At 65.2% G+C, this 24,816-nt stretch carries 20 protein-coding genes; 12 read left to right on the forward strand and 8 right to left on the reverse strand.

Annotation, left to right across the window (positions count from 1 at the left end):
* Positions 1-4 precede the first annotated feature (4 nt).
* The 4 genes from ABD002_RS01315 to bamJ all read right to left on the reverse strand — a co-directional run bounded on the left by ABD002_RS01315 (position 5) and on the right by bamJ (position 5,830).
* The gene (locus ABD002_RS01315; protein WP_343786342.1) at positions 5-1,537 is read right to left on the reverse strand and encodes a DUF1501 domain-containing protein; all 1,533 of its coding nucleotides are present in this window, start codon (positions 1,535-1,537) and stop codon (positions 5-7) included.
* A gap of 10 nt (positions 1,538-1,547) precedes the next feature.
* Positions 1,548-3,323: a DUF1800 domain-containing protein gene (locus ABD002_RS01320; protein ID WP_343786344.1), complete on the reverse strand. Its 1,776-nt coding sequence runs from the start codon at positions 3,321-3,323 to the stop codon at positions 1,548-1,550.
* Between the two features lie 117 nt (positions 3,324-3,440).
* Positions 3,441-4,796, reverse strand: coding sequence for a UDP-glucose dehydrogenase family protein (locus ABD002_RS01325; RefSeq protein WP_343786346.1), 1,356 nt, complete (start codon positions 4,794-4,796; stop codon positions 3,441-3,443).
* A 206-nt stretch (positions 4,797-5,002) separates the two neighbouring features.
* Positions 5,003-5,830 (reverse strand): BamJ family beta-barrel-assembly machinery protein, encoded by an 828-nt coding sequence (bamJ, locus tag ABD002_RS01330; RefSeq protein ID WP_343786348.1) that lies wholly within the window; start codon positions 5,828-5,830, stop codon positions 5,003-5,005.
* Between the two features lie 148 nt (positions 5,831-5,978).
* On the opposite strand from bamJ, the gene ABD002_RS01335 reads away from it, so the two are divergent.
* From ABD002_RS01335 to ABD002_RS01355, 5 genes are all read left to right on the forward strand, one after another.
* Positions 5,979-7,865, forward strand: a complete 1,887-nt coding sequence (locus ABD002_RS01335; RefSeq protein WP_343786350.1) for an ABC-F family ATP-binding cassette domain-containing protein — start codon at positions 5,979-5,981, stop codon at positions 7,863-7,865.
* Between the two features lie 135 nt (positions 7,866-8,000).
* Complete coding sequence (locus ABD002_RS01340) at positions 8,001-8,429, forward strand: hypothetical protein (protein ID WP_343786352.1); 429 nt, start codon at positions 8,001-8,003, stop codon at positions 8,427-8,429.
* A gap of 5 nt (positions 8,430-8,434) precedes the next feature.
* Positions 8,435-8,803, forward strand: a complete 369-nt coding sequence (locus tag ABD002_RS01345; protein WP_343786354.1) for a GntR family transcriptional regulator — start codon at positions 8,435-8,437, stop codon at positions 8,801-8,803.
* Positions 8,804-8,808: 5 nt separating this feature from the next.
* Positions 8,809-9,687 (forward strand): ABC transporter ATP-binding protein, encoded by an 879-nt coding sequence (locus ABD002_RS01350; protein WP_379988384.1) that lies wholly within the window; start codon positions 8,809-8,811, stop codon positions 9,685-9,687.
* On the forward strand, positions 9,684-10,658 hold the full coding sequence (locus ABD002_RS01355) for a hypothetical protein (RefSeq protein WP_343786356.1): 975 nt from the start codon (positions 9,684-9,686) through the stop codon (positions 10,656-10,658). Before ABD002_RS01350 ends, ABD002_RS01355 begins: the two co-directional genes overlap by 4 nt.
* Positions 10,659-10,856: 198 nt before the next feature.
* Here ABD002_RS01355 and ABD002_RS01360 read toward each other — a convergent pair whose 3' ends face one another.
* Both ABD002_RS01360 and ABD002_RS01365 read right to left on the reverse strand, forming a co-directional pair.
* Positions 10,857-12,014, reverse strand: a complete 1,158-nt coding sequence (locus tag ABD002_RS01360) for a hypothetical protein (protein ID WP_343786357.1) — start codon at positions 12,012-12,014, stop codon at positions 10,857-10,859.
* A gap of 451 nt (positions 12,015-12,465) precedes the next feature.
* On the reverse strand, positions 12,466-13,860 hold the full coding sequence (locus ABD002_RS01365; protein ID WP_343786358.1) for a class II fumarate hydratase: 1,395 nt from the start codon (positions 13,858-13,860) through the stop codon (positions 12,466-12,468).
* A 111-nt stretch (positions 13,861-13,971) separates the two neighbouring features.
* Here ABD002_RS01365 and ABD002_RS01370 point away from each other — a divergent pair, with 111 nt between their 5' ends.
* Both ABD002_RS01370 and purB read left to right on the forward strand, forming a co-directional pair.
* Positions 13,972-15,300, forward strand: a complete 1,329-nt coding sequence (locus ABD002_RS01370) for a hemolysin family protein (protein ID WP_343786359.1) — start codon at positions 13,972-13,974, stop codon at positions 15,298-15,300.
* On the forward strand, positions 15,297-16,661 hold the full coding sequence (gene purB / locus ABD002_RS01375; protein WP_343786361.1) for an adenylosuccinate lyase: 1,365 nt from the start codon (positions 15,297-15,299) through the stop codon (positions 16,659-16,661). Before ABD002_RS01370 ends, purB begins: the two co-directional genes overlap by 4 nt.
* 4 nt (positions 16,662-16,665) lie before the next feature.
* Here the strand turns inward: purB and gstA are convergent, their stop codons facing one another.
* The gene (gstA, locus tag ABD002_RS01380; RefSeq protein WP_343786363.1) at positions 16,666-17,277 is read right to left on the reverse strand and encodes a glutathione transferase GstA; all 612 of its coding nucleotides are present in this window, start codon (positions 17,275-17,277) and stop codon (positions 16,666-16,668) included.
* 230 nt (positions 17,278-17,507) lie between these two features.
* Between gstA and ABD002_RS01385 the strand changes: the two genes are divergently transcribed.
* Complete coding sequence (locus ABD002_RS01385; protein WP_343786365.1) at positions 17,508-17,879, forward strand: winged helix-turn-helix transcriptional regulator; 372 nt, start codon at positions 17,508-17,510, stop codon at positions 17,877-17,879.
* Between the two features lie 76 nt (positions 17,880-17,955).
* Here ABD002_RS01385 and ABD002_RS01390 read toward each other — a convergent pair whose 3' ends face one another.
* On the reverse strand, positions 17,956-18,759 hold the full coding sequence (locus tag ABD002_RS01390) for a hypothetical protein (protein ID WP_343786367.1): 804 nt from the start codon (positions 18,757-18,759) through the stop codon (positions 17,956-17,958).
* 114 nt (positions 18,760-18,873) lie between these two features.
* On the opposite strand from ABD002_RS01390, the gene ABD002_RS01395 reads away from it, so the two are divergent.
* The 4 genes from ABD002_RS01395 to ABD002_RS01410 all read left to right on the forward strand — a co-directional run bounded on the left by ABD002_RS01395 (position 18,874) and on the right by ABD002_RS01410 (position 24,770).
* The gene (locus ABD002_RS01395) at positions 18,874-19,173 is read left to right on the forward strand and encodes a helix-turn-helix domain-containing protein (RefSeq protein ID WP_343786369.1); all 300 of its coding nucleotides are present in this window, start codon (positions 18,874-18,876) and stop codon (positions 19,171-19,173) included.
* A 267-nt stretch (positions 19,174-19,440) separates the two neighbouring features.
* Positions 19,441-20,757 carry a JmjC domain-containing protein gene (locus ABD002_RS01400; RefSeq protein WP_343786371.1) on the forward strand — a complete coding sequence of 439 codons (1,317 nt, stop codon included), beginning with the start codon at positions 19,441-19,443 and terminating at the stop codon, positions 20,755-20,757.
* Positions 20,757-21,713 carry a GNAT family N-acetyltransferase gene (locus ABD002_RS01405; RefSeq protein WP_343786373.1) on the forward strand — a complete coding sequence of 319 codons (957 nt, stop codon included), beginning with the start codon at positions 20,757-20,759 and terminating at the stop codon, positions 21,711-21,713. The genes ABD002_RS01400 and ABD002_RS01405 overlap by 1 nt, the downstream gene beginning before the upstream one ends.
* A gap of 150 nt (positions 21,714-21,863) precedes the next feature.
* On the forward strand, positions 21,864-24,770 hold the full coding sequence (locus ABD002_RS01410) for a 2-oxoglutarate dehydrogenase E1 component (protein WP_343786375.1): 2,907 nt from the start codon (positions 21,864-21,866) through the stop codon (positions 24,768-24,770).
* Positions 24,771-24,816 lie beyond the last annotated feature (46 nt).

A 24,816-nucleotide genomic window follows, 5' to 3' on the forward strand; every position in this document is an offset into this window, starting at 1 on the left:
CACATCAGCCCATGAACCCGAGATCGCGCGTCGCGAAGTTCGCGAGGTTCGGGAAGATCGCGTCCTGGTCAGTGGTCGCCGTCACGCCGAGCCACTTCGCAAGCGTTGCCGCGTATTGGTCGACGCCGATGCCCGGGATGAACTGCCCGCGCGAGAACGCGACCGGATTCGTGTTGTTGCCGTGCGAATCGAGCGTGATGGACTGATCGGGAAAGCCGCTGATCGGTCCGCCGCCGCTGCTGTAGAGCTTGCCGCCCTGCACGCCCCCGCCCATGACGAGCTGCACGCTGCCCCACGCATGATCGGATCCGTTGCCGTTCGAGGTCAGCGTGCGTGCGAACTCGCTCATCGTGAACGCCGTAACATCGTTCTGTGCGCCGATCTCACCGAGCGCGGCGTTGAATGCATTGAGTGCCTGCGAAAGCCGCGACAGCAGACCCGCGTGTCCATTCGTGCCGGTCGCCATCAGGCCGGAATGCAGATCGAACCCGCCCGTGCGCACGTAGTAGATCTGGCGCGCGGCATAGTTGTTGGCGCGCGAAAGCTTGATCATGCGCGCGACGCTGCGCAGCTGGTCGCCGAGCGAGTTGTTGGCCGGGAATGTCGTCGTCGTCAGCTGCCCGGGCGCGCTGTTGAGGCCATCGAACAGCGTTTGATAGAGATCGCGCCCGCGCTGGAACGTCTGCGCGTACTCATTGGCGAACCCACCCTGGTAGGTCGCGGCGAGCAGTTGCGTGACGGCTCCATCGCGCTGGGCCCCGAAGGTGCCCGAACACGTGCCACCGTTGCATACGCCGCTGACACCCGACAAGGGCGGCGTCGTATTGCTGGAAGACGACGACATGAAATACGGAAACACGCTGCTGCCGACCTCGAGCTTGTTGCTGCCGGCGACCGAAATGCATGGCGACAAGACCGCGTTGCCGCCGGGTGGAAACTGCGACTTCAACGTGTTGATGGCCGATCCGGCCCAACCATAGCGGCTATCCTTCGCGGTGCCCACATGCCAGAGGTTTTCTTGGTCGCTATGCGAGAACAGTTGGGGCGGACGGTTGGCAAGCGACGAAGCGTACTCGGCCTTGGTGATCGGCTTGACCAACGGTCCGACGTTCACGACCAGCCCGAGCTTCTGGGCGTCGTACAGCGTGCGCAGTTCGGGACAGCTCGGATGCAGTCCGTACATGTTCGATCCCGAACCTGTCGCCCCCGTCAATCCGAGCAGCTGCGGAAAATCGATCGCCAAGCCGCCGGGATTGCTGGTGGCGTTGTACACACCGCTGCGCGATGTTCTGTAGATGTCCCAGAGCGATCCTGCGTTTGTGGAATCCTTTGGAACGAGCAGGTTCCATGCGTCGTTGCCGCCCGAAAGATAGATGCAGACCAACGCCCTGTAGCCACTCAGCGAGGAGGGTGTCGTCTGCGCGAGCGCCGTTCCCATCATGCGAAGCTGCGGAATCAGCGCGGCTGCGCCACCGCTTGCGGCGAGGCAGGCCATCTGGCGGAGAAATTCGCGGCGGCTCTTGCGATCAGTGGTCATGACGGCTTCCTCAGCGCTGGGCCGCGAATTCGGGAGACAGGGCGATCACGTACACCAGCGACCAGGCCTTCTCGTTGTTGCTCGCCGTGCTCATGAACTGCAGCATCGAGGTGAGGACACTCTGCATGCTTGGCGACATGCTGCCGTACATCATGCGGCGGTTGGCTTCGCCCACCATGGCCACAGAATTGCTGGTCAGCGAAGTGATCGGCGCGAGGTTCAGCAGGGGTCGATCGACCGGCGGATTGGTCATGCCCAGATAGCCACCCTGGATGAAGTTGTAGAGCGTGTTGGTCGTAGAGTACGTCGTGCTCTCGTTGGTGATCTGGAGTTCGGGTGAATAGAGGTTGTTGCCGGCGAAGTAGCCGGGTTGCTGATAGTCCGGCTCGTAGAAGTTGAACACCGTTGGTGCGCTCAGCGAACGCTGGCCGAAGCTGTTCAGGAAATTCGTCGTGTACGACATCTTGATCTCGCCGTACGCGTTGGCGGGCTGCGCCTGTGCGTCCCACGCGCGCCAGATCGCGGTCAGGCGCAGCAGCGGCTCGCGCAGCTTGCCGTAGTTGGCCAGCAGCACCGGATCCGTCGGCAGCGTGCGCGCTTCCGGGTCGAGCAGGATCGCTTTCAGTACCGCGCCGAGATCGCCGCGCTCGGTGTAGCCGTTGTCATCGAACACTTGCGCAACGCGCTGGATGTACGCCGGCGACGGATTGCTGGTGACGAAGCGCTGGATCAGCTGGCGCGAGATGAATGGCGCGACGTTCGCGTGTCCGGCGATGATGTCGAGTTCGGCACCGACGTCGGCGCTGCAGCTCTGGTTGGCGGGAATGGTCAGCCCCGCCAGCACGGTCTTCGGCGTGTTCGTCGTGCCGTCGTCGCCGGTGATGTCGTGGCGCATGTTGCCGCTGCCGGTGCCGCTGGCCGGGAACAACTCGGTGCCCCAGCACGCCATCGGCGCGTACGAGCCGGCATTGGTGATCGCGCCGCCGTAGAAATTCGCGCCCGAATAGTTCGGCGCGCCGCTGCCGACCGGCGCATCGCCGTAGGTGAACCCGGTGAAGACTTTCGCGGTATGCGTGATCACCGTCTGATCGTAGGTCGGTATGTTGCCGGGCAACGGCGTGAAGTCGATGTCACGCAGGATCAAGCCGACCGAGAACAGCTGCATCACCTCGCGCGCGTAGTTCTCGTCCGGCGACGTGGTCGCGCTCGGCTTCTGGTTGCGGAAGTGGCTGAGGAATTTGCCCATGGTCGGGTTGTAGGTGACATCGCCGAGCAGGGTCCGGTAGCTGCCGAATGCATCACGCGCGAGCAGATCCCAGTATTCGGCCATCGGAATCACGTCGCCGGAGATCGCACTGTTCTGGTCGGAGATGACGAAGATCTGGCTCAACGCCCAGGCCATGCGCTCGCGGAGCTGATCCTGGCCATACGTGGCCGTCCAGAACCAGCGGTCGTAGCGTTGCGTCTGGTCGACTCCCTGGCCCGCAGCCGTACGCGCGGCGACGACCTGTTCGACGAATGGCCGGCCAAGTGTGGTCGGCATGCCCAGTTGCTCGTTGATCCATTCGGCATAGCCGATGGCCCGGAGCCGCGCGATCTCCGCTGCAGTCGGACCGAAGGTCGCCTGGGTCAGGAAGCGCGCGGCTTCGGCATCGGAGGCCGGCGCGTCGGCAGGAACCTCGAAGCCGTTCGCATAGATGTGATCGTAGACACTAGCAGTTGCTGACCCTGCCCAGAACACGCCGCTGAGCAAGACCGCCCGCAGGACCGCGCGCCATGCATACATGTGGAATCCCCTTCCGACCGACGCTGAAGTCTAGTCAACGGAGATCCAAGCGATTGTGAAACTCTACACAACTGGGCAAGCGGCTCCGACCGCTCAGCGGTCCCGATCGGCCGAGCGTCAGGTAGCAACGCCACCCGCGGCGCGCACGCTGCGCCCGCGGCCAATTCCGTAGTACGCCAGCCCTGCAGCCTCGACCACTTTCGGCTCGAAGATGTTGCGGCCGTCGAAGATCACCCGCTCCTTGAGGAGCGCGTGCAGGCGCTCGAAATCGGGACTGCGGAACGCTTTCCACTCGGTCACCACGACCAGCGCGTCGGCGCCTTCGAGAGCGGCGTATTGCTGGTCACACAGGATCAGATCCTTGCGTGCGCCGTAGAGTCGGCGCGTCTCGGCCGCGGCTTCGGGATCGTAGGCACGCACCGTGGCGCCGGCCGCCCAGAGCTGCTCGAGCAGAGTGCGGCTCGGCGCCTCGCGCATGTCATCGGTGTTCGGCTTGAACGCGAGCCCCCACAACGCGATCGTGCGGCCTGCGAGCGATTCGCCGAAATGCCGCTGGATGAGCGCAAACAGCCGGCGCTTCTGCGCGGCGTTCACGGCCTCGACCGCGCTCAGCAGGCGTGGCTCGTAGGCATGCGCGCGCGCGGCGTATTCGAGCGCCTTCACGTCCTTAGGGAAACACGAGCCGCCATAGCCGGCGCCCGGGTAGATGAAGTGGTAGCCGATGCGCGGATCCGAACCGATGCCGCGGCGCACCTGCTCGACGTCGGCGCCAACCTGCTCGGCGATATTCGCGATCTCGTTCATGAAACTGATCTTGGTCGCCAGCATTGCGTTCGCGGCGTACTTGGTCAGTTCGGCCGAGCGCACATCCATCAGCACGATGCGCTCGTGGTTGCGGTTGAACGGCGCATACAGCGCCTTCAGCAGGTCGACCGCGTGCGCGCTCTCGGCGCCGACCACGATGCGGTCCGGGCGCAGGCAGTCCTGCACCGCATCGCCTTCTTTCAGGAATTCGGGATTGGAGACGACGTCGAACCCGACTTCGCTGCTGCGCGCGGAGAGTTCTGCGCTGATTGCCGCGCGCACCGCATCCGCGGTGCCGACCGGCACCGTCGACTTGTTGACGACGACGGTGTAGCGCGACAGTGTCCTGCCGATCGTGCGCGCCACCGTGAGCACGTGCGAGAGATCGGCGCTGCCATCCTCGTCCGGCGGCGTGCCAACCGCGATGAACACGATCTGCCCATGCTCGATCGCCGCTGCCGCATCGGTCGTGAACTTGAGATGCCCGCTGGCATGGTTCGCGCGGACCAGCGGTTCGAGGCCGGGTTCGTAGATCGGGACCTCACCCCGTTCGAGGCGCGCGATCTTGTTTGCGTCGACGTCCACGCAGACCACGTCGTTGCCGACCTCGGCGAGGCACGTGCCGGTGACGAGGCCGACATATCCGGTTCCGAAAATCGTCACGCGCATGCGAATTCTCCGCGCCGCGCCGGCCGCTTCACGCCAGCATTGAAAGTGCGGCCACGGATGGCCGCTCTGGATTCCGATCTCGCAGCGAGCCTCAAAGCTTATTCGGGCTCGCCAGTGCGGCGATCAGGGATCGACCGCAAAGATTAAACAAAAAGCAAGGCGCGCCGGTTCGCGGCGCGCCTTTGCGGACAAACACGTACTGCGACTTACTTCTTGTCGCCGGCCTTCGCAGCGGGCTTCGCCGGCGCCTTGGCCGCAGGCTTCGCAGCCGCCTCGGCAGCCGGCTTCTCGGCCGGGTTCTCGATGCCGAGCAGCTCGACCTCGAACACCAGCGTCGCGTTCGGGCCGATCGGGCCCGGCGCGTTCTCGCCGTAGGCGAGGTCCGCCGGCACGAACAGCTTGTACTTCGAGCCGACCGTCATCAGCTGCAGGCCTTCGCTCCAGCCCTTGATCACGCCATTCAGCGGGAACGTGGCCGGCTGGCCGCGATCGTAGGAGCTGTCGAACTTCTCGCCGTCGATCTTGGTGCCGAGGTAGTTCACCTTGACCGTGTCGGTGGCCTTCGGCTTCGCGCCGGTGCCTTCCTTCTCGACCAGGTACTGCAGGCCCGAGGCGGTGGTCTTCACGCCCGGCTTGGCCTTGTTGTCGGCCAGGAACTTGGTGCCGTCCGCCTTGTTCTTGTCAGCGGCGACCTTCTGCTCGGCGACGCGCTTGGCCTGCATCTGCTGCATGAATTCCTGGCGCACCTGCAGCGCCTCTTCCTGCGTCAGCGCGGTCTTCTCGCCCTTCATCGTTGCTTCCAGCGCCTGCTCCATGACCTTGACGTCAATGTCGTCCTTGAGCTGGGCGAGGCTGCGACCGATGTCCATGCCGACCATGGTGCTGACCTTGTTCTTGTCGAGCGGCACCGCGGGCTTGGCGGCCGTGGCGGGTGCAACAGCCGGCTTCGCGGCCGGGTCGGCGGCGACGGCGCTGCCGATCGCGAAACTGGCCGCGAGTGCGGCAACAAGGGTCTTCTGCACGAAACTCGTCATGTTTGCTCCTGAGAATTTGAAATGTTGCCGGTCTGGATGCCCGACGGCATTGCCATGCGGCCGGTGGGCCGACTGTGCGGGGCCGCGTATTGTGTACGGGGCTTCGGGCGTTGGCAAACGCCGGTTCCCCGCCCTGTAAACTCGTCCCATGCTGCGCTTTGACAACCTGAACCTGCGCCGGGGTTCCCGACTTTTGCTGAACGGCGCGAATTTTCTCATTCATCCGGGCTGGCGCGTCGGGCTGACCGGCCGCAACGGCAGCGGCAAGAGCAGCCTGCTCGCCCTGATCGGCGGTGAACTCGCACCCGATGGCGGCGACTTCGGCCGTCCGCGCGACTGGACGCTGGCCCATGTGCGCCAGCAGACCGACGCCTCCGCACGCAGCGCGCTCGACCACGTACTCGATGGCGATGCCGAGTTCCGGTTTCTCGAACGCGAACTCGTCAGCGCGGAGGCCGACCATGACGCCGGCCGCCAGGCCACGTTGCACGAACGCCTGCATGCGATCGGCGGCTACGCGGCACGCGCCCGCGCCGGCGAACTGCTGCACGGGCTCGGCTTCGGGCCCGGGGACGAGGTCCGCGCGGTCTCGGAATTCTCGGGCGGCTGGCGCATGCGCCTGAACCTGGCCCAGGCGCTGATGTGCCGTTCGGACTTGCTGCTGCTCGACGAACCGACCAACCATCTCGATCTTGACGCGGTGCTCTGGCTGGAGGAATGGCTGCGCCGCTATGCCGGCACGCTGATCGTCGTCTCGCACGATCGGGAATTCCTCGATCACGTCGTCTCGCATGTGCTGCACATCGCGGACGCGAATGCCGAACTCTTCGCCGGCGGGGTCAGCGCATTCGAGCGCAAGCGCGCCGAGCGCATGGCGCAGCAGCAGATCGCGCACGAACGCCAGCAGGCCGAACGCGCGCGCCTGCAGCGTTTCGTCGACCGCTTCAAGGCGAAGGCGACAAAGGCACGCCAGGCGCAGAGCCGGGTCAAGGCGCTCGAGCGCATGACCGAGATCGCGGCGGTGCGCGCCGAATCCGGCATCGAGTTCGAGTTCGCCACGCCGGACGCACTGCCCGACCCGCTACTGACACTCGATGACGCCGCGATCGGTTACGGTCAGCGCCGCATTGTTGAGCGCGTGAAACTCTCCTTGCGACCCGGCGATCGCATCGGCCTGCTCGGTGCGAACGGGGCCGGCAAATCGACCCTGATCAAGACGATCGCCGGCACGCTCGCTCCACTGGCCGGCAAGCGCCAGTCAAACCGGGGGCTCGCGATCGGCTATTTCGCGCAACACCAGGTCGAGCAGCTCGACAGCGAGGCGACGCCGGTGCAGCACCTGCTGCGCCTGCAGCCCGCGCTGGGTGAACAAGGCGCACGCGATTTCCTCGGTACATTCGGCTTCGCCGGAGAACGCGCGCTGGCCGAGGTGCGTGGATTTTCAGGCGGCGAAAAAGCGCGCCTCGCGCTGGCGCTGATCGTGTTCGCACGTCCGAACCTGCTGCTGCTCGACGAACCGACCAACCACCTCGACATCGACACCCGCGAAGCGCTCGCCGAGGCTCTGCAGGATTTCGCCGGCGCGGTCGTGCTGGTCGCGCACGACCGCGGCCTGCTGCGCGCGGTCTGCGACGATTACCTGCTGGTTCGCGACAACGAGGTGCAGCCATTCAACGGCGACCTCGACGACTATGCGCGGCTGGTGCTGCGCGGAGTGCCCCTATCGAACGCAGCGCCAACAGACAGCGCCGGCGATTCCCGGCGCGATGCGCGTCGCGACCGTGCCGAACAACGCGCACGCGTCGCGCCGCTGAAGAACGAGGTCGCCCGCATCGAGAAGCGCATCGCCACGCTCGAGAGCGAGCGCGCGGGCGTCCAGGCCGAACTGGCCGATCCGGCGCTGTACGAAAGCGGTCGCGGCGACCGAGTGGCGGACCTCGTGCGCCGTCAGGGCCAGTTCGCACAGGACATCGCCGCGCTCGAGGACGCCTGGCTGGAGGCACACGCGGCGCTCGAGGCCGCGGCACAAGGCTGAGCCGTTCCGGCCCGGAAGTCGCGGCGGAAAACCCATACCCCCCATCGGTCATGGATGCATCTCGCTTGACACGTTCGCTTTTAGTGTTATAGTTAACTACAACACTACTTCATCAACCTCCGCACAGAGACCGCCATGAACACTCACTTCAGCGAACATCTGGTCGAAATCATGATGCCGACGCGCCTGACCCGGCTACTGCTGCTGGCCGTGGCTATCGCCGGTACCGGCGCAACCATCGTCGCGCTCTCCCCTGGCTCCTCCGCCGCTCGCCAGCAGGTGAACGCCGCGGCAGTGGCCCCAGCGCCATCTGCCACCGCGACGACGCTGCTGCCGACCGTCGTGGTCCATCCGGAAGCGCCGATGCCGACGCTGGCAACGATCACGGTCCGTCCGGATCGCACCGATGCGGAATTCACCGAGGCCGCACGCGCAAATGACCATCTGCTGGGCGAGGCGGTCCGCAACGCCGGCGCGTCCGTGGGCGGCGTGCTGTCCAGCACGCCGTTCGACATGCCCTACTATTCCTTCGGCAAGCCCCTGCGCCGTGTGAGCAAGGAATGACCTTGATGAGCATCACCTGGAACGATTCGACGCCGATCTATCGCCAACTGCGCGACCGCGTGGTGGCGATGATCCTGGACGGCGTCCTCAAGCAGGGCGATCCCTTGCCCTCCGTGCGCCAGGTCGCCGGGGATTTCCAGATCAATCCGATCACGGTGTCCAAGGCGTACCAGGAACTGGTTGACGAGAGTCTGGTGGAAAAACGAAGGGGGCTGGGTATGTACGTGACCGACGGCGCACGCGAGGCGCTGCTGAAATCCGAACGCGAGCGCTTCCTGCGCGAGGAATGGCCAACGTTGTCGGCGCGCATCGCCCGCCTCGGCCTGGACCTCAGGCAGCTAGTGGACGAGGCAAGGGGCGAGGAGAAGAAATGAGCGTCATGGACATGAGCACCACGACAACCAGCACGATCATCCGTGCCCGCAATCTCTCGAAGCGCTACGACGCCACCAAGGCGCTCGACAATGTCAGCTTCGACATCGAAGCCGGCCGCATCATCGGTCTGATCGGACCCAACGGCGCCGGCAAGACCACCGCGCTGAAGGCAATCCTCGGTCTCACGGATTTCGAAGGCGAGCTGTCCGTGCTCGGCCTCGATCCACGTACGCATCGCCCCGCGCTGATGGAGCAGGTCTGCTTCATCGCCGACGTCGCAGTGCTGCCGCGCTGGATCCGCGTACGCGAGGCGATCGAGTTCGTCAGCGGCGTGCATCCGCGCTTCTCGCGCCAGAAGTGCGAGGCGTTCCTCACGCACACCAAAATCGCCCCCGGCATGCGCGTGCGCGAGCTGTCCAAGGGCATGATCGTGCAGTTGCATCTTGCGCTGGTCATGGCGATCGACGCCAAGCTGCTGGTGCTCGACGAGCCGACGCTCGGCCTCGACATCCTGTACCGCAAATCGTTCTACGAAAGCCTGCTCGCCGACTATTTCGACGAGAACAAGACGATCATCGTGACCACGCACCAGGTCGAGGAAGTCGAGCACATCCTGACCGACCTGATGTTCATCCGCGATGGCAGGATCGTGCTCGATGCGACGATGGACCAGGTAGGTGAGCGTTATGCCGAGGTCATGGTCAATCCGGACAAGGCCGATGACGCACGCGCGCTGAAGCCGCTCAGCGAGCGGCAGATCTTCGGCAAGTCGATCTTCCTGTTCGATGGGGCCGACCGCGTCCGGCTTGCCGCACTTGGCGAGTTGCACAAGCCCAGCGTTGCCGATCTGTTCGTCGCGACCATGAAAGGAACCTACGCATGAATACGCTGCCCCTCCTGCTCAAGCGCGAATACTGGGAACACCGTGGCGGCTTCCTGTGGACGCCGGTGTGGATCACCGGAGTGATCCTGTTCCTCACGGTTGCCGGCATGATTACCGCGGAAGTGTTGCGTAGCCACGCGCAGGTCCAGGTTGGCTTTTCCCTGGATTCGTTGCGCAACGACATCAGTGCGAAGGATTTCGCCGCGGCCGGCAACGGCCTGGACATGGTGCAGCTGGTGTTCAGCGCGATCCCCTGCATCGGCCTCTTCTTTGTATTGTTCTTCTACCTGCTCGGTGCGCTCTACGACGACCGTCGTGACCGCAGCGTGCTGTTCTGGAAGTCGCTGCCGGTCTCCGACACCTCGACGATAACGTCGAAAGCACTCGTCGCCATGTTGCTTGCTCCGCTGATCGCGTTCGCGGTGTCGACGCTCGCCTACCTGGTGTTCCTGGTACTGGTGAGCGTGTGGACCGCAATGCATGGATTGAACGTGCTGCCTGCAATCGCCGCGTCGCATCCGTTCGGCATGTTCTGGCGCCTGCTGCTGACGATTCCCGTCGATGCGCTGTGGGCATTGCCCACCATCGGCTGGCTGATGTTCTGGTCGGCCTACGTGCGCAGCAAGCCGTTCCTTTGGGCAGTCATGCTGCCGTTCGCCGCACTGTTCGCGAACTGGTGGTTCGGTGTGCTCGGCGGACCGCATATCAGCAGCGACCTGCGCCTCGCGGAAATTCTTGCCCGCTTGCTCTTGAGCGTGATGCCGGGCAGCTGGATGAACGGGAAATTCGGCGTCGGCAGCCCGAAGGGCTGGGTCAACCCGGACAGCGAGCAGGTGGTCGGAAGCTTTGATCCAAGTCATGTCTATAGCGTGCTGGCGACACCGGACCTGTGGATCGGCGTCGTGGCCGGCCTGGCTCTACTCGGTGGCGCGATCTGGCTGCGCGGGCGGCGCATCGAGACCAACGTCTGAACGTCAGGCCACGAGGTTCGCGATGAATCGTCCGTACCGAATCGGCGCCGAGATCACGGCACAGGCTTTTCGCATCCTGGTCCCATGCGTTCATCGAGTCGGACGAGGTCGCCGACCACTCGGCTAAATGGTTACAGCCATCAGGCAAGAAAAGGGCCGCTTTCGCGGCCCTTTTCTGTTGCGCGAATCCGTATGGCGTCAGTGCACGGTGTCGTTGAGCACCTTGTACTTGTTGGCGCCATCCGCCTGCAGGCCGGTCTGGTGGAGATCGAGCGAACCGATGAGCCAGTAGCGGGACAGGTCATTGCCCTGGCGACGCACGACAACCACCGCCGTGCCGTTCGAGTAGATCACGTCGCCGCTGTGTAGCTTGGCCGGCTCCAAGGTATCGCTGATGGTGCGCCCGTCGTTGAGGCTCTTCTCCAGCGCGAGGCGTGCGGGTGCGTCGGCGGCGGGTTCACGTGCCTGGAGCGTCGCCGCTTCGTTGCTGAATTCGCGCCGCAGCGTGCCTTCACCATGAATCGCCGACAGCACCTGGTAGCGATTCGATGCAATGACTTTCAGTTCTGTACGGCGCAGGTCGAGATCGCCGTCGAGCCAGTAAAGCACCGGCTTGAGGCCCTCGCGCCGCAACACTGCGCGCACCGGGCCGTCGACATAGATCGTGTCCGCGGACTGCAGACCGCTGACCGGCAACGTTCCCTCGGCGCTACGGCCATTGTTCAGCGACTGCTCGAAGCGACTGCGGATCGCATCCGCATCCGCTACCGTCGGGGCAGTATTAGCCGGGGCAGCAGCCGGACGTGGTGCCTGAGCGGCGACCGGCGCGGCCGCCTGCGGCGGCGGCGCGACCGGTGCTGGCTTGGCAGCTGCAGCGTCCCGTCGCATCTTCGCCGCCTCGGCTTCTGCCCGGGCCTTCTCCATTTCGGCCTTGCTCTTCTCGGCTTCGGCCTTTGCCTTCTCGGCTTCGGCCTTGCTCTTCTCCGCTTCAGCCTTCGCTTTCTCCGCCTCCGCCCTGCTCTTCTCGACCTCGGCCTTCGAGGTCTTCTCGGGTTCGGCGCTGGCCGATTTGGCCGACTTGTCCTCGACGCGCACCAGCACGTTCTCGTAGAAGCCATCCCGCAGCACGACGTCGGCGTTGCCGCCCGCATGCACCTTCGCGGTGATCTTCGCGTGCCACTCGGGCGGCGCGGTGATGACCAGGCGGTTGCCGGACGCGGCGGCCTTGCGGCCCAGCGCTGCGAGCGTCGCATCGGCCTTGCCGCTCGAGAAGTCGGCGCCTGCAATGTCGGTGTTTTGTTGTGCGAACGCATTGGCGCTGACCAACGCTGCCGCAAGCACGAGTTTTCTCAGCATTTCGCAAAGCTCCAATATATGTTCATCTATCTATGCAATTGTCGAACGATTTACGCTCGAACGGTGGGAAGGATCAGCACAAGGTTCCCGGTGCCAGGTACACGTGCGCAGGCATTCATACTCTCGCGGAATGACGATTCGCCGAGGCGCCCTTAAACAATTCTTCATCGTCACCTCACCACCCCAGCGTATTTCCGCCCCCGACGCGCACGCGATCGCAAGCAGTCGCACGCGGAAGGCAAGCCGCGGATTTTACGACGCGTCAAGCCGGCAAGTCTGGTCTCCGTATCCGCGTCGTGGCATGTGCCGTTCGCCACGGCCGATCGCGACCCCACGGAGTCGGCGCGCGCATCCTTCTCCATAGGGGCTTCCCGCTGATCACGATTGCTTTGCTTGAGAGCACGGCGTCGATGGCGTGCTCCTCAACTGCCGGCACGGACACAGGCTGACGTCACCCGCCCGCCGAACCTCCGTGGATACCGCCCTTGGTCAATGCAGCCGGGTCGAGCAACTCCTCGAGCTTCTTGCGCGGCAACCCGGTCGTCTCCAGCGCGATATCGATGATCGGGCACCCTTCCTTGTAGGCTTTCTTCGCAGTCGCGGCGCCCTTGTCGTAGCCGATCACCGAGTTCAGCGCGGTGACCAGGATCGGGTTGCGGTCCAGCGCCTCCTTGATCTTGTCCTCGCGCACCTTGAAGCCGGCGATCGACTTGTCGGCGAGCAGGCGCGAGGCATTGGCGAGCAACTCGATCGACTGCAGCAGGTTCAAAGCGACGACCGGCAACATCACATTGAGCTGGAAATTGCCGCTTTGCCCGGCGATCGTGATCGTCGCGTCGTTGCCGATCACCTGCGCACAAACCATCGCCATCGCCTCTGGAATCACCGGATTCACCTTGCCCGGCATGATCGACGAGCCCGGTTGCAGCGCCGGCAGTTCGATCTCACCGAGGCCGGCAAGCGGGCCGGAGTTCATCCAGCGCAGGTCATTGGCGATCTTCATCAGCGAGCAGGCGAGCGTCTTCATCTGGCCGGACAGCTCCACCGCGGCATCCTGCGAGCTGATGCCCTCGAAATAGTTGTCGGCCGACTCGAACTTCACGCCGGTCATCTTCGAAAGCTCGGCGCATACGCGCGGGCCGAGTTCGGCATCCGCGTTGATGCCGGTGCCGACCGCGGTCCCGCCCTGCGGCAGGCGGCACATGCGCTTGAGCGCATCGTTCAGCCGCTCGATGTTTGAGCGGATCTGCGCGGACCAGCCGCCGAGTTCCTGGCCGAACGTGACCGGCATCGCGTCCATCAGGTGCGTGCGTCCGGTCTTGGCGACCTTCTTCAGTTCGCGCGCGCGCGCGTCGAGCGTTTTCTTCAGGTGTGCGAGCGCCGGCAACAGTTTCTCGCTGACCGTCAGCGCCGCGCTGACGTGGATCGCCGTCGGGATCACGTCGTTAGACGACTGACCGTTGTTGACGTCGTCGTTCGGATGCACCTTGGCGCCAGCCGCCGCGCAGACGTGCGCGATGACCTCGTTCGCGTTCATGTTGCTCGACGTGCCCGAACCGGTCTGGAACACGTCGATCGGGAAATGCGCATCGAATTCGCCCTTGGCGACGCGCTCGGCGGCTTTGCGGATCGCCTTCGCCGACGTCTTCTTCAGGTGGCCCAGATCCGCATTCGCCTGTGCCGCGGCCGACTTGATCAGGCCCAGCGCACGAATGAATTCACGCGGCATGGTCAGCCCGGAAATCGGAAAATTGTCGACCGCGCGCTGCGTCTGCGCGCCGTACAGCGCATCGGCCGGGACCTTGAGTTCGCCCATGCTGTCGCGCTCGATCCGGTGCTGGCTCATGACTCACCTGTTGCATGAAAAAGGGGGCGCGATTATAGCCGCTGCACGCCACAGGGCCGGGCGCCGATGGCGCGAATGCTAGAATGACAGGCCGTCCAACCTTCTTTCTCGATGCTTTACAACCTGCTCTACGTCGGCGCGGCACTGCTGTTGGTGCTGCTCAACGGGCTTTTCGTCGCCGCTGAATTCGCCCTGGTGAAACTCCGCCACACGCAGGCGACGACGCTGGCCGCGGCCAACGGCTGGCGCGGCCGCATCCTGCTCGACGTACACGGCCATCTGGATGCCTATCTGTCCGCCTGCCAGCTCGGCATCACGCTGGCCTCGCTCGCATTGGGATGGATCGGCGAACCCGCATTCGCAGGCCTGCTCGAACCCCTGTTCACTCGTTTCGAAATCGGCGCCGAGACCACACGCATCGTCGCTCTGGTGCTCGCATTCACGCTGATCTCGTATCTGCACATCGTGCTCGGCGAACTCGCACCGAAATCGCTCGCGATCCGCCGGCCGGAGCGCATGTCGCTGTGGACCGCGGCGCCGCTGTATGCGTTCTATTGGCTGATGTATCCGGCGATCCGGCTGCTCAACGCGAGCGCGAACCGGATGCTCGCGGCAGCCGGACTCGATACCACCGCCCATGCCGGCGAGCACCCCTATTCGCGCGAGGAACTGAAACTCATCGTGCACGCCGAGCGGGCGATACGCGCCGGCGAGGAATATTCGATGATGAAGCACGCGCTCGACCTGCCGGAGCTCGTCGTCGGCGACGTGTTGCGCACACGCGACCAGCTGGTTGCGCTGCGCGACGGCCAGACCCAGGAACAGGTGCTCGCCGAGTTCCGGCGCACGCGTCTCAGTCGCTATCCCTGGTTCGACGCGGACGGCGATCACGCACGCGGCGTTCTGCACATGAAGGATCTGCTGCATGCGATCGCCGAGCAGGGCAAGGTCGGCGACATGACCGCACTGCTGCGCCCACCGGTTCTTCTGCCGCTGCATACCCCGTTGCTCGACGTGCTGAAACGCTTCCGTGCGGGCCATACGCACCTGGCGCTGGGCGTCGAGGACTCCGGCCGCGTCGCCGGGTTCTTCACGCTCGAGGACATCCTCGAAGTGCTGGTCGGCGACATCGAGGACGAGTACATGCCGAGCGGCGATGGCACGCAGAGTGGCGCCCCGATGCCGGACGGCTCGTTCACGATCTCCGGCGGCACTCCGATCTACAGGCTCGAGCGACTGCTCGACCGCGACATCGAGGCGCCCGCCGACGTGAATTCGGTCGGTGGCCTTATCATTCACCGTCTGGAGCGCCTGCCCGTCGAGGGCGAGACGTTCGCGTTCGATGGTTTCGACCTGACTGTCCACACGATGCACGGCGCACGCACCAACACGATCGTCGTGCGTCCGAGAACCGCAATCGCTTCCGAGGAAACACCATGAGTTCGACCTTGCTCGCCTTGTCGCCGCTGGATGGCCGCTACGCGGCGAAGACTGCCTCGCTGCAGCCCGTGTTCAGCGAGTTCGGCCTGATGCACCGGCGCGTGCGCGTCGAGCTGGCCTGGCTGCTCGCGCTCGCGGACGAACCTCGCATCACCGAGGTGCCGGTGCTTTCCGTCGGCGCACGCGCCGCGCTGCTCGCGATCGGCGAAGCGTTTTCCGAGGAAGACGCCGCACGCATCAAGACGATCGAACGCACCACCAATCATGACGTCAAGGCGGTCGAGTACTTCATCAAGGAAAAAGTCGTCGCCAACGCGGAGCTCGCCGCGGTGAAGGAGTTCATCCACTTCGCCTGTACCAGCGAGGACATCAACAATCTCGCCTATGCGCTGATGCTGCGCGACGCGCGCGACGGCGTGTTGCTGCCGACCCTCGATGGCGTGATCGCGAAGCTGCGCGAGCTTGCCCATGCGCACGCCGCGCTGCCGATGCTTTCGCGCACGCACGGCCAGACCGCATCGCCGACCACACTCGGCAAGGAGATCGCGAACGTCGTCGCGCGCCTGGACCGCCAGCGGCGGCAGATCGCCGCGGTCGAGATCACCGGAAAGATCAACGGCGCGGTCGGCAACTACAACGCGCATGTGGTGAGCTACCCCGAAATCGACTGGACCGCGTTCGCGCGACGTTTCGTCGATGGCCGCGGCCTGGTCTTCAATCCGTACACGACGCAGATCGAACCGCATGACTGCATCGCCGAGCTCGGCGACGCGATTCGCCGCAGCAATACGATACTCATCGACTGGTCGCGTGACGTCTGGGGTTATATCTCGCTCGGTTATTTCCGCCAGGTGCTGAAGGCCGGCGAAGTCGGCTCGTCGACGATGCCGCACAAGGTCAACCCGATCGATTTCGAGAACGCCGAAGGCAACCTCGGCCTCGCCAACGCCTTGTTCGAGCACTTCAGCACGAAGCTGCCGATCAGTCGCTGGCAGCGCGACCTCACCGATTCGACCGTGCTGCGTGCGCTCGGCACCGCGTTCGGCCATACGCAGATCGCACTCGATGCGCTGCTGCGCGGGCTGAACAAGCTCAATGCGAACCCGGACCGTCTCGCCGCCGATCTCGACGCAAGCTGGGAAGTGCTGGCCGAAGCGGTGCAGACCGTGATGCGCCGCTACGGACTGCCCGAACCCTACGAACAACTCAAGGCACTGACCCGCGGCCAGGGCATCACGCGTGAGGCGCTGAGCGGGTTCGTCGCTGCGCTCGATCTGCCGGCCGACGTCAAGCAGCGTTTGCTGACCTTGACGCCGGCCGGCTACATCGGTGTTGCCGAGAAACTCGCTCGCGCGATCTAGGCGACTACTTCGCGCTCAGGCCTTCAGCAGCGCGCGCCGCCTGCACCGCAGGACGCGCGGCGACGCGTTCCTGGAACGCAACGAGCGCCGGAAAACCGGACAGGTCGAGCTTCACGGCGTCGGCCCACTTCGTGACCGTGTACAGGTACGCATCGGCCGCGGTAAACGTGTCGCCGAGCAGGTACGGCTGCTTGGTCAGCGTCTTCTCGAACATGCCGTAGCGCATGCGTAGGTAGTTCTCGCGCTCCGTGCGCACCTCCGGCAGCGTGTCCGGCTTGAACAGCGGCGTGTAGGTCTTGTGCAGCTCGGAATTGATGTAGCCCAGCGTTTCCTGCAGGCGTGCGCGCTCGAGCGTGCCGTTCGCCGGTGCGAGCCCGGCCTCGGGCTTGCGATCGGCGAGGTACTGCACGATCGCCGGGCCTTCGGTCAGCACTTCGCCATTGTCCAGCTCCAGCGCCGGCACATAACCTTTCGGATTGATCTGCCAATAGTCGCGGCCGGTCTCGGTGGTCTTCGTCTTGGTGTCGACCTTTTCGAGAGCGACCTCGATGCCGGCTTCGCGCGCGACGATGTGCGGCGACAGCGAGCAGGCGGCCGGCGAGTAATAGAGCTTCATGCGGGTACTCCTTGCGTTATTGACGGAAATACATGGTCGGGCGGTCGGAAGCCTCGCCAGGCGAGGGCCGCTGCGGATTCGAAGTTCATCGAATCCCCTTCCATGCGATCTGCGCAGTCCGCGCAGCCCAGGTATCCTATCCGCATCTAGTTACTATTGGATACCACATAACTCGCAGTAAGCGTGAAATTGTGGTATCCAGCGGGTTACTCGTCATCCCGGAATCCGCCATGGGCCTGCCCCTGCGCAAGAGCAAAATCGATGCACCGCCGCCGGCGTGCCCGCTTACCGAATGCATGGCGCTGTTGCGCGGCGCCTGGGCTCCGAACGTGATCTGGTACCTCGGTGCCGGTGCGCGGCGTTTCGGCGAACTGCGCCACGACATCCCGCGCATCTCCGCGCGCGTGCTCAGCGCGCGCCTGCACGAACTGGAGGCCAAGGGCGTGATCACGCGACGGGTGCTGGCAACGTCGCCGCCATCGGCGGAGTACGAACTCACCGACCTGGGCGAAGAATTGATCCCGGCGATCAAGGCGATCGTTGCGGTCGGCACGAAGCTCAAGGAAGGGCCACACGCTCGTCGCAAAGCGCTGCGCAAGTAGGAGGTACCTGCAACTCCACATCCCTATCCGCATCCGGCCATCGGCTCCCCATGCCGTCCTTCTCCGGCGAAAGCGTCTAGTCGCCCTCGCAGGCCGGGGCCCACAGTTCGCGGCACAGGTTGGCACGCAAGCCTTCGAATTCCACCTGCGCCGGTGTCGGGTGCGAGCGCGCCCAGTGGCGCTGCGCCGTTCGCATCGGCGCGGTGCCGTACCGCCGCAGAATCCGCTCGAGCACCGCAGCGCTTTCCAGCGTATGCGTGATCGCGAGATGACGGATCTCATCCGCCGAGCGCTCGAACGGAAGCGGCCGCCGCTCTGCGCCGGAGCGACGCTCCGCGGCCCTCTCCGCCCGCCGCTCCGCGACGACGCCATGCAGCAGTGGCAGCGGCAGCGCAAGACGCTGCGAAAACGAGGCGGTCGCGTCGGCCAGTTTCGCGGAGACCATCTCGACGATCGCCGCGTTTATTTCGCGATAGGACAAACGCTCCCAGGTATGGAGCAGGAGATCGAGCCTCAGCCGATCGTGATACGACGGCCCCACTCGGTAGTGTGCCGGCAATCCGGCACGCGCCGCGACGAACTCGATGCGCAGCTCCCAGCAGGAACGCAGCGCCTCGTCACCGAGATCGCGCGTGGACCAGCCGCATCGGCGCAGGCACACGAGCAGACAGTCGTCCAGCGTGGCACCGCGCGGCAGTTCGAGCGACATCAGCCGAACCGGCCTGCGTTTTGCCCACGCACTGAGCGCAAGGCAACGGACGAAATCCGCCTGCAGCAGCGTCAGTCTCCATGCCTGCATCTGGTTACGCAGGTACGCACTGTCGCCGAACGGCGTCGACGCCATCCACTCGGAAGAATCCGGATCGTTGACTCTCCACATACGTCGCGCCTCCCCAGGTCGCGAAGCTCCCACCAGCGGGTGGAAACATATATTATATAAACTACTAGTTGATAAAAAGTGGTTAATGCAGGCGTCCCCACCTAGGGTTCAGGCATGAGCCCTGAAGCCCTGCAGATCCGCTTGGGGTACGTCATCCGCCGACATCGCGAAGCGCTGAAGTTCAGCCAGGAGGGTTTCGCAGACATGATCGGCGTGCACCGCACGTACTACGGAAGCATCGAACGTGGCAAACAGAATCCCACTTTGTGGAATCTGCAGCGCATCGCGCTGGGCCTGCGCGTGATGCTGTCTTCGCTCGTGGCCGAGGCGGAGCACCTGGACCTGGAACGCGCGGTGCGCGAACCGCCGTCGCCGCCGCGTCGCGGCCGGCCGCCGGGCCGGCGTTCGCGCTGAGCGAACGTTCCTCGAGAAAGAAGCGGAACGGATCCAGTCCGGCGAGTCGGGCTGGATCGAACGCGCGAGCGCTGAGATAAACTGGTCCGCCGCTCAGATCGTCAGCCCCATGTATCCGGAAACCGGTTTCCGCACGCCGATGCACAGGTTGGAAACGCCGTCGGGAACCCCCAAGCCCCTCATCCGCACGCGCCGCTACGAGACGGCAGCGCTGCATCCGAGCGCCGGTCGGCGCGATAGGACGGCGAGTCGCCGAGCCGCCCCCGAATGAAGACACCTCCGCGATCCCTGCCGCTGGAAGTCCGCGCATCGCCCGGTCGATGGCTCGGTATGCCGCCCGCACACTTCCTGCACGACTACTGGCAGAAACATCCGCTGCTGATCCGCGGCGCGTTTCCGGACTTTCGCAACCCCCTGGCGCCTGAGGATCTCGCCGGACTGGCCTGCGAGGAGCTGGCGCTGTCCCGCATTGCGATCCATGAAACCGCCGATTCGCGCAGTCGCGGGAACGGCGGCAAGAAGCCGAGCCAGATCGCGCGCGACCGCTGGAGCCTGCGCACCGGCCCCTTCGCGGAAGGCGATTTCGCGAAGCTGCCGAAGACGCATTGGACGCTGCTCGTGCAGGACGTCGACAAGTGGGACGCGGACGTCGCCGCGCTGCTGGAGCATTTTTCATTCCTGCCGAGCTGGCGCATCGACGATGTGATGATCAGCTATGCCGAGGACGGCGGTTCGGTCGGAGCGCACGTCGATCAGTACGATGTGTTCCTGCTGCAAGGCCTCGGCCGGCGCCGCTGGCAGATCAGTACCGATCCGCACGCGCCGATGGATTTTCGCGACGACGTGGAACAGAAGCTGTTGCGCGAGTTCGCGCCGACGCATGAGTGGATTCTGGAACCCGGCGACATGCTCTACCTGCCGCCCCGCGTGCCCCACCATGGCGTCGCGCTCGGCGCCTGCATGACGTACTCGATCGGCATGCGCGCGCCATCGCGCGCCGAACTGGTCGGCGATTTCGTCGACCATCTGATCGAAGCGATGCCCGAGGAATCGCGCTACGTCGATGCCGACCTGGAGTCCGCACGCGACGTCGGCGAGATTGACGAGGCCGCGATCGCACGCGTGAAGCGGGCGATGCCGTGGCTGCGGTTCACCGAAGGGGCCGCGCCGCGCGACCAGGCGCAGACGCACGAACGGAATGACGATAGCTCGGCGGCGCTCGACTCTTCGCAGCTTCGCACGTGGTTCGGTCGCTTCATCACGCGTTATCGCAGCGCTCACGTCGCCGCGCCGAGCACGCGAGCCATGACCGACGCCGCCTTTGCGCGCGCGCTGGAACAGGACGTCGAAGTGCGCCGCAATCCGTGGTCGCGCTTTGCCTGGATGCGCGATGCTCGCGGTGCGACCCTGTTCGTCGCCGGCGAGACTCACGCGTGCTCGCTGCGCTTCGCGAAGTTCATCTGCTCGCACGCGGCGTTTCCGGTCACGGCCGCACCCGCCGCCGTGCGCGATCGCGTCGTGTTGCGCGCGTTGATCGATGCCGGCCATCTCGCACTTGTCCGATCACGACCACGGAGGCCATGATGATTCCCGACGATTTCGGCGTCGAACCGGCATCGTGGGCCGCCGACCTGGCCGACCTGCGCGCCGTGCGCGAGCAGGTGTTCGTGATCGAACAACAGGTTCCGGTCGAGCACGAATGGGACGCGCTCGACGAGAAGTCGCGGCATGTGCTCGCACGCGACCGCGACGGTCGCCCGATCGGCACCGGGCGGCTGACACCGGAACATGGCATCGGTCGCGTGGCGGTTCTCGCCGAATGGCGCGGCAAGGGTGTCGGCGAAGCGATCATGCGCGTGCTGCTGGAGCAGGCACGCGCGCTGCATTACCCCGAGATCGAGCTGCACGCCCAGAGCCATGCAGTCCCGTTCTACGCGAAGCTCGGCTTCGAGCCGTACGGCGCCGAATTCGATGAATGCGGCATCGCGCACCGGATGATGCGCCGCGCACTCGAGCCGTTCGCCGGCCGCGACTCGGCCGGGCTGTCGCCAAAGCCCGAGGCGCGCATCCTGGTCGCCGACGATCGCGAGCAAGCCTTCACCGCGACCGCGGAATTGCTCGCGGATGCGAAATACGAGGTCGCGATCTACACACGCGATCTCGATGCGGCGCTGTTCGACGTGCCGGCCACGCTCGACGCCTTGAAACGGGTCGCACTGTCCGGGCGCCACGCGCAAATCCGGATCATCGTGCAGGACGCGAAGAAACCGCTCGCCGACGGCCATCGCCTGATCGCGCTGGCGCAACGCCTCTCGAGCACGATCGCGCTGCGCACGCCGGTCGACGAACGCGACCTGCAATACCCGTCCGCGTTCCTGCTCAACGATCGCGCCGGCTACCTGTTCCGTCCGCTCGGCAACCGCCTCGAGGGCGAGGGCTCGACCTATGCGCCCGGCCGCCACGCGCAGCTGCGCGAACTTTTCGACCAGGTCTGGGAACGCTCGGCGCCGAGCGAGGAACTGCGCCAGCTTGCGTTCTGAACGGGCGCCCCCACGCAATGTCATGCTGCCCTGCAATAAAGTGCAGCGAGCCGCTATACTTCCAGTGTTGTGTCAGCCGTCTTGCGACGGGATGACGAACACGGCCCATGGCGCGCGACCGGCGCGCCTTTTCGTCTGCACGGTGGCAGCGTGAGCGCAAATCCTTCCCAGCCCAGCCTTAGCCTTCTCCAGCAATTCCAGGCGACCTCGCCGATTTCCGGCGGCAATGCCGCGTTCGTCGAGGATCTCTACGAAACCTGGCTCGCCGACCCGAATGCGGTCGCGCCGCAGTGGCGCAGTTATTTCGACACGTTGAAAGGCCGCGAGGCCGGCGACGTGCCGCATTCCGCGGCGATCGCGCGCATCGAGGCGGCACAGAAACTCAACGGCCGCGGCCCGGCGCCGCTGGCGGCGACCGGCGCCGAAGCGCCCTCGCAGAAACAGGCCGGCGTGCTGAAGCTGGTCACGGCTTACCGCTCGCGCGGGCATCTGGCCGCCAAGCTCGACCCGCTCGACATGGAGCACGCGTTCCCGTCCTCGGACCTGAAGGCGATCGGCCTGCTGCCGCGCCCTTCGGCGCCGGATCTCGATCCGCAGTTCCACGGCCTCGGCAACGCCGACCTCGACACCGAATTCAGCACCGGCTCGCTGGCTGGGCCGAAGCGCCTGAAACTGCGCGATCTGGTCGCCTTGCTGAAGGCGACCTACGCCGGCAGCATCGGCGCCGAGTTCATGCACATTTCCGACGTCGAGCAGCGCCAGTGGGTGCACGAGCAGCTCGAGCGCGCCGGCGGCAACTACGGCCTCAGCATCGAGGACAAGAAGCGCGTTCTCGAGAAACTCGTGCAGGCGGACGGCCTTGAACGCTACCTGCACACCAAGTACGTCGGCCAGAAGCGCTTCTCGCTGGAAGGCGGTGACAGCCTGATCCCGCTGCTCGACGAGCTGATCCGCCGCGGTGGCGCCGACGGCATGAACGACATGGTGATGGGCATGGCCCATCGCGGTCGCCTCAACGTGCTGGTCAACATCCTCGGCAAGTCGCCGCAGAAGCTGTTCGAGGAATTCGATGGCAAGTTCGAACATCCGGACGATCCCGCGCATTCGGGCGACGTGAAGTACCACATGGGCTTCAGCGCCGACGTGAAGACGCCCGGCCGCACGGTCCATGTCGCGCTCGCGTTCAATCCTTCGCATCTCGAGATCGTCAACCCGGTCGTTGCGGGCTCCGTGCGCGCGCGCCAGACCCATCGCCAGGACACCACACGCGAACACGTCGTACCGGTGCAGATCCACGGCGACGCCGCGTTCGCGGGCCAGGGCGTCAACATGGAACTGCTGAACATGTCGCAAGCGCGCGGCTTCCGCGTCGGCGGCTCGATCCACGTCGTCGTCAACAACCAGGTCGGCTTCACCACCTCGAACCCGCACGACGCGCGCTCGACGCTGTACTGCACCGACGTCGCCAAGATGATCAACGCGCCGGTGCTCCATGTGAACGGCGACGATCCGGAGGCTGTGCTGTTCGTCGCGCGCCTCGCGTTCGACTACCGCCAGAAATTCAAGCGCGATGTGGTCATCGACCTGGTCTGCTATCGCCGCCACGGCCACAACGAGGCCGACGAGCCGGCGGCCACGCAGCCGCTGATGTACCAGATCGTGCGCGCGCGCCCGACCGCGCGCGAGCTGTATGCACAGAAGTTGATCGCCGCTGGCGTGATCGTCGATGCCGATGCCAAGGCGCTCGTTGACGGTTACCGCAACCGGCTCGAAGCCGGCACGCCGATCGCCGAGCTCGATCCGGACTTCAGGGACGCGTTCGCGATCGACTGGCGCAGCCACCTCGGCGCGAAGCTGGCGCAGGTGGTGTCGACCGGCGTCGCGAAGGACAAGCTCGCAGCGCTCAACAAGCAGATCCTCGGCGTCCCCACAGGCGTCGTCCTGCATCCGCGCGTCGCCAAGATCTACGAGGACCGCGCCAAGATGGCCGCGGGTGCGCAGTCGATGGACTGGGGCTTCGCCGAGAATCTCGCCTACGCCTCGCTGCTGGCCGACGGCTACGACCTGCGCCTGGTCGGCCAGGATTCCGGCCGCGGCACGTTCTTCCATCGCCACGCAGTGCTGCACGACCAGAACAGCGGCGGCGACTATGTGCCGCTCACGACCGTGCGCGACAGCGCGAACGTGACCATCATCGACTCGCTGCTGAGCGAGGAAGCGGTGATGGCGTTCGAGTACGGCTACTCGACCGCGGAGCCGCAGACGCTGGTGCTCTGGGAAGGCCAGTTCGGCGACTTTGCGAACGGCGCGCAGGTCGTCATCGACCAGTTCATCTCATCCGGCGAGGCGAAGTGGAACCGGCTGTCCGGCCTGGTCCTGCTGCTGCCGCACGGCTATGAGGGCCAGGGTCCCGAGCACTCCTCGGCGCGCCTCGAGCGTTACCTGCAGCTGTGCGCACTCGACAACATGCAGGTCTGCGTGCCGACCACACCAGCGCAGATGTTCCACATGCTGCGCCGGCAGATGCTGCGCAGCGTGCGCAAGCCGCTGATCGTGATGACGCCGAAGTCGCTGCTGCGCCACAAGCTCGCGGTGTCAACGCTCGACGAACTCGCCAACGGCAGCTTCCAGCTCGCGATCCCGGACACCACCGCGAAGAACGGCAGCAAGGTCCGCCGCGTCGTGCTGTGCTCGGGCAAGGTCTACTACGACCTCGTCGAGGACGCGGCCAAACGCGGCATCGGCGACGTTGCGATCGTGCGCGTCGAGCAGCTGTATCCGTTCCCGCGTACCGAAGTCAGCGCCGAACTGGCGAAGTATCCGGCCGCGAAGGAAGTCGTGTGGTGTCAGGAGGAGCCGATGAACCAGGGCGCCTGGTACCAGATCCAGCATCACCTGAAGGCCGTGCTGGCACCCGAGCAGAGCCTCGCCTACGCCGGCCGCACGCGCTCGCCGGCGCCGGCCTGCGGCCATTTGAGCACCCACGTGGCCGAACAGGCCGCGCTGGTCGAGCAGGCGCTGGTCCTGCCGGCCGGTCCCGATAACGTAATTGAATAGTGCGGCCAGGGATGGCCGCTGTTTGATCCTCGCGTTCATGGATGAA

This window comes from Dokdonella soli (genome assembly GCF_039523175.1).
Lineage (GTDB): Bacteria > Pseudomonadota > Gammaproteobacteria > Xanthomonadales > Rhodanobacteraceae > Dokdonella_A > Dokdonella_A soli.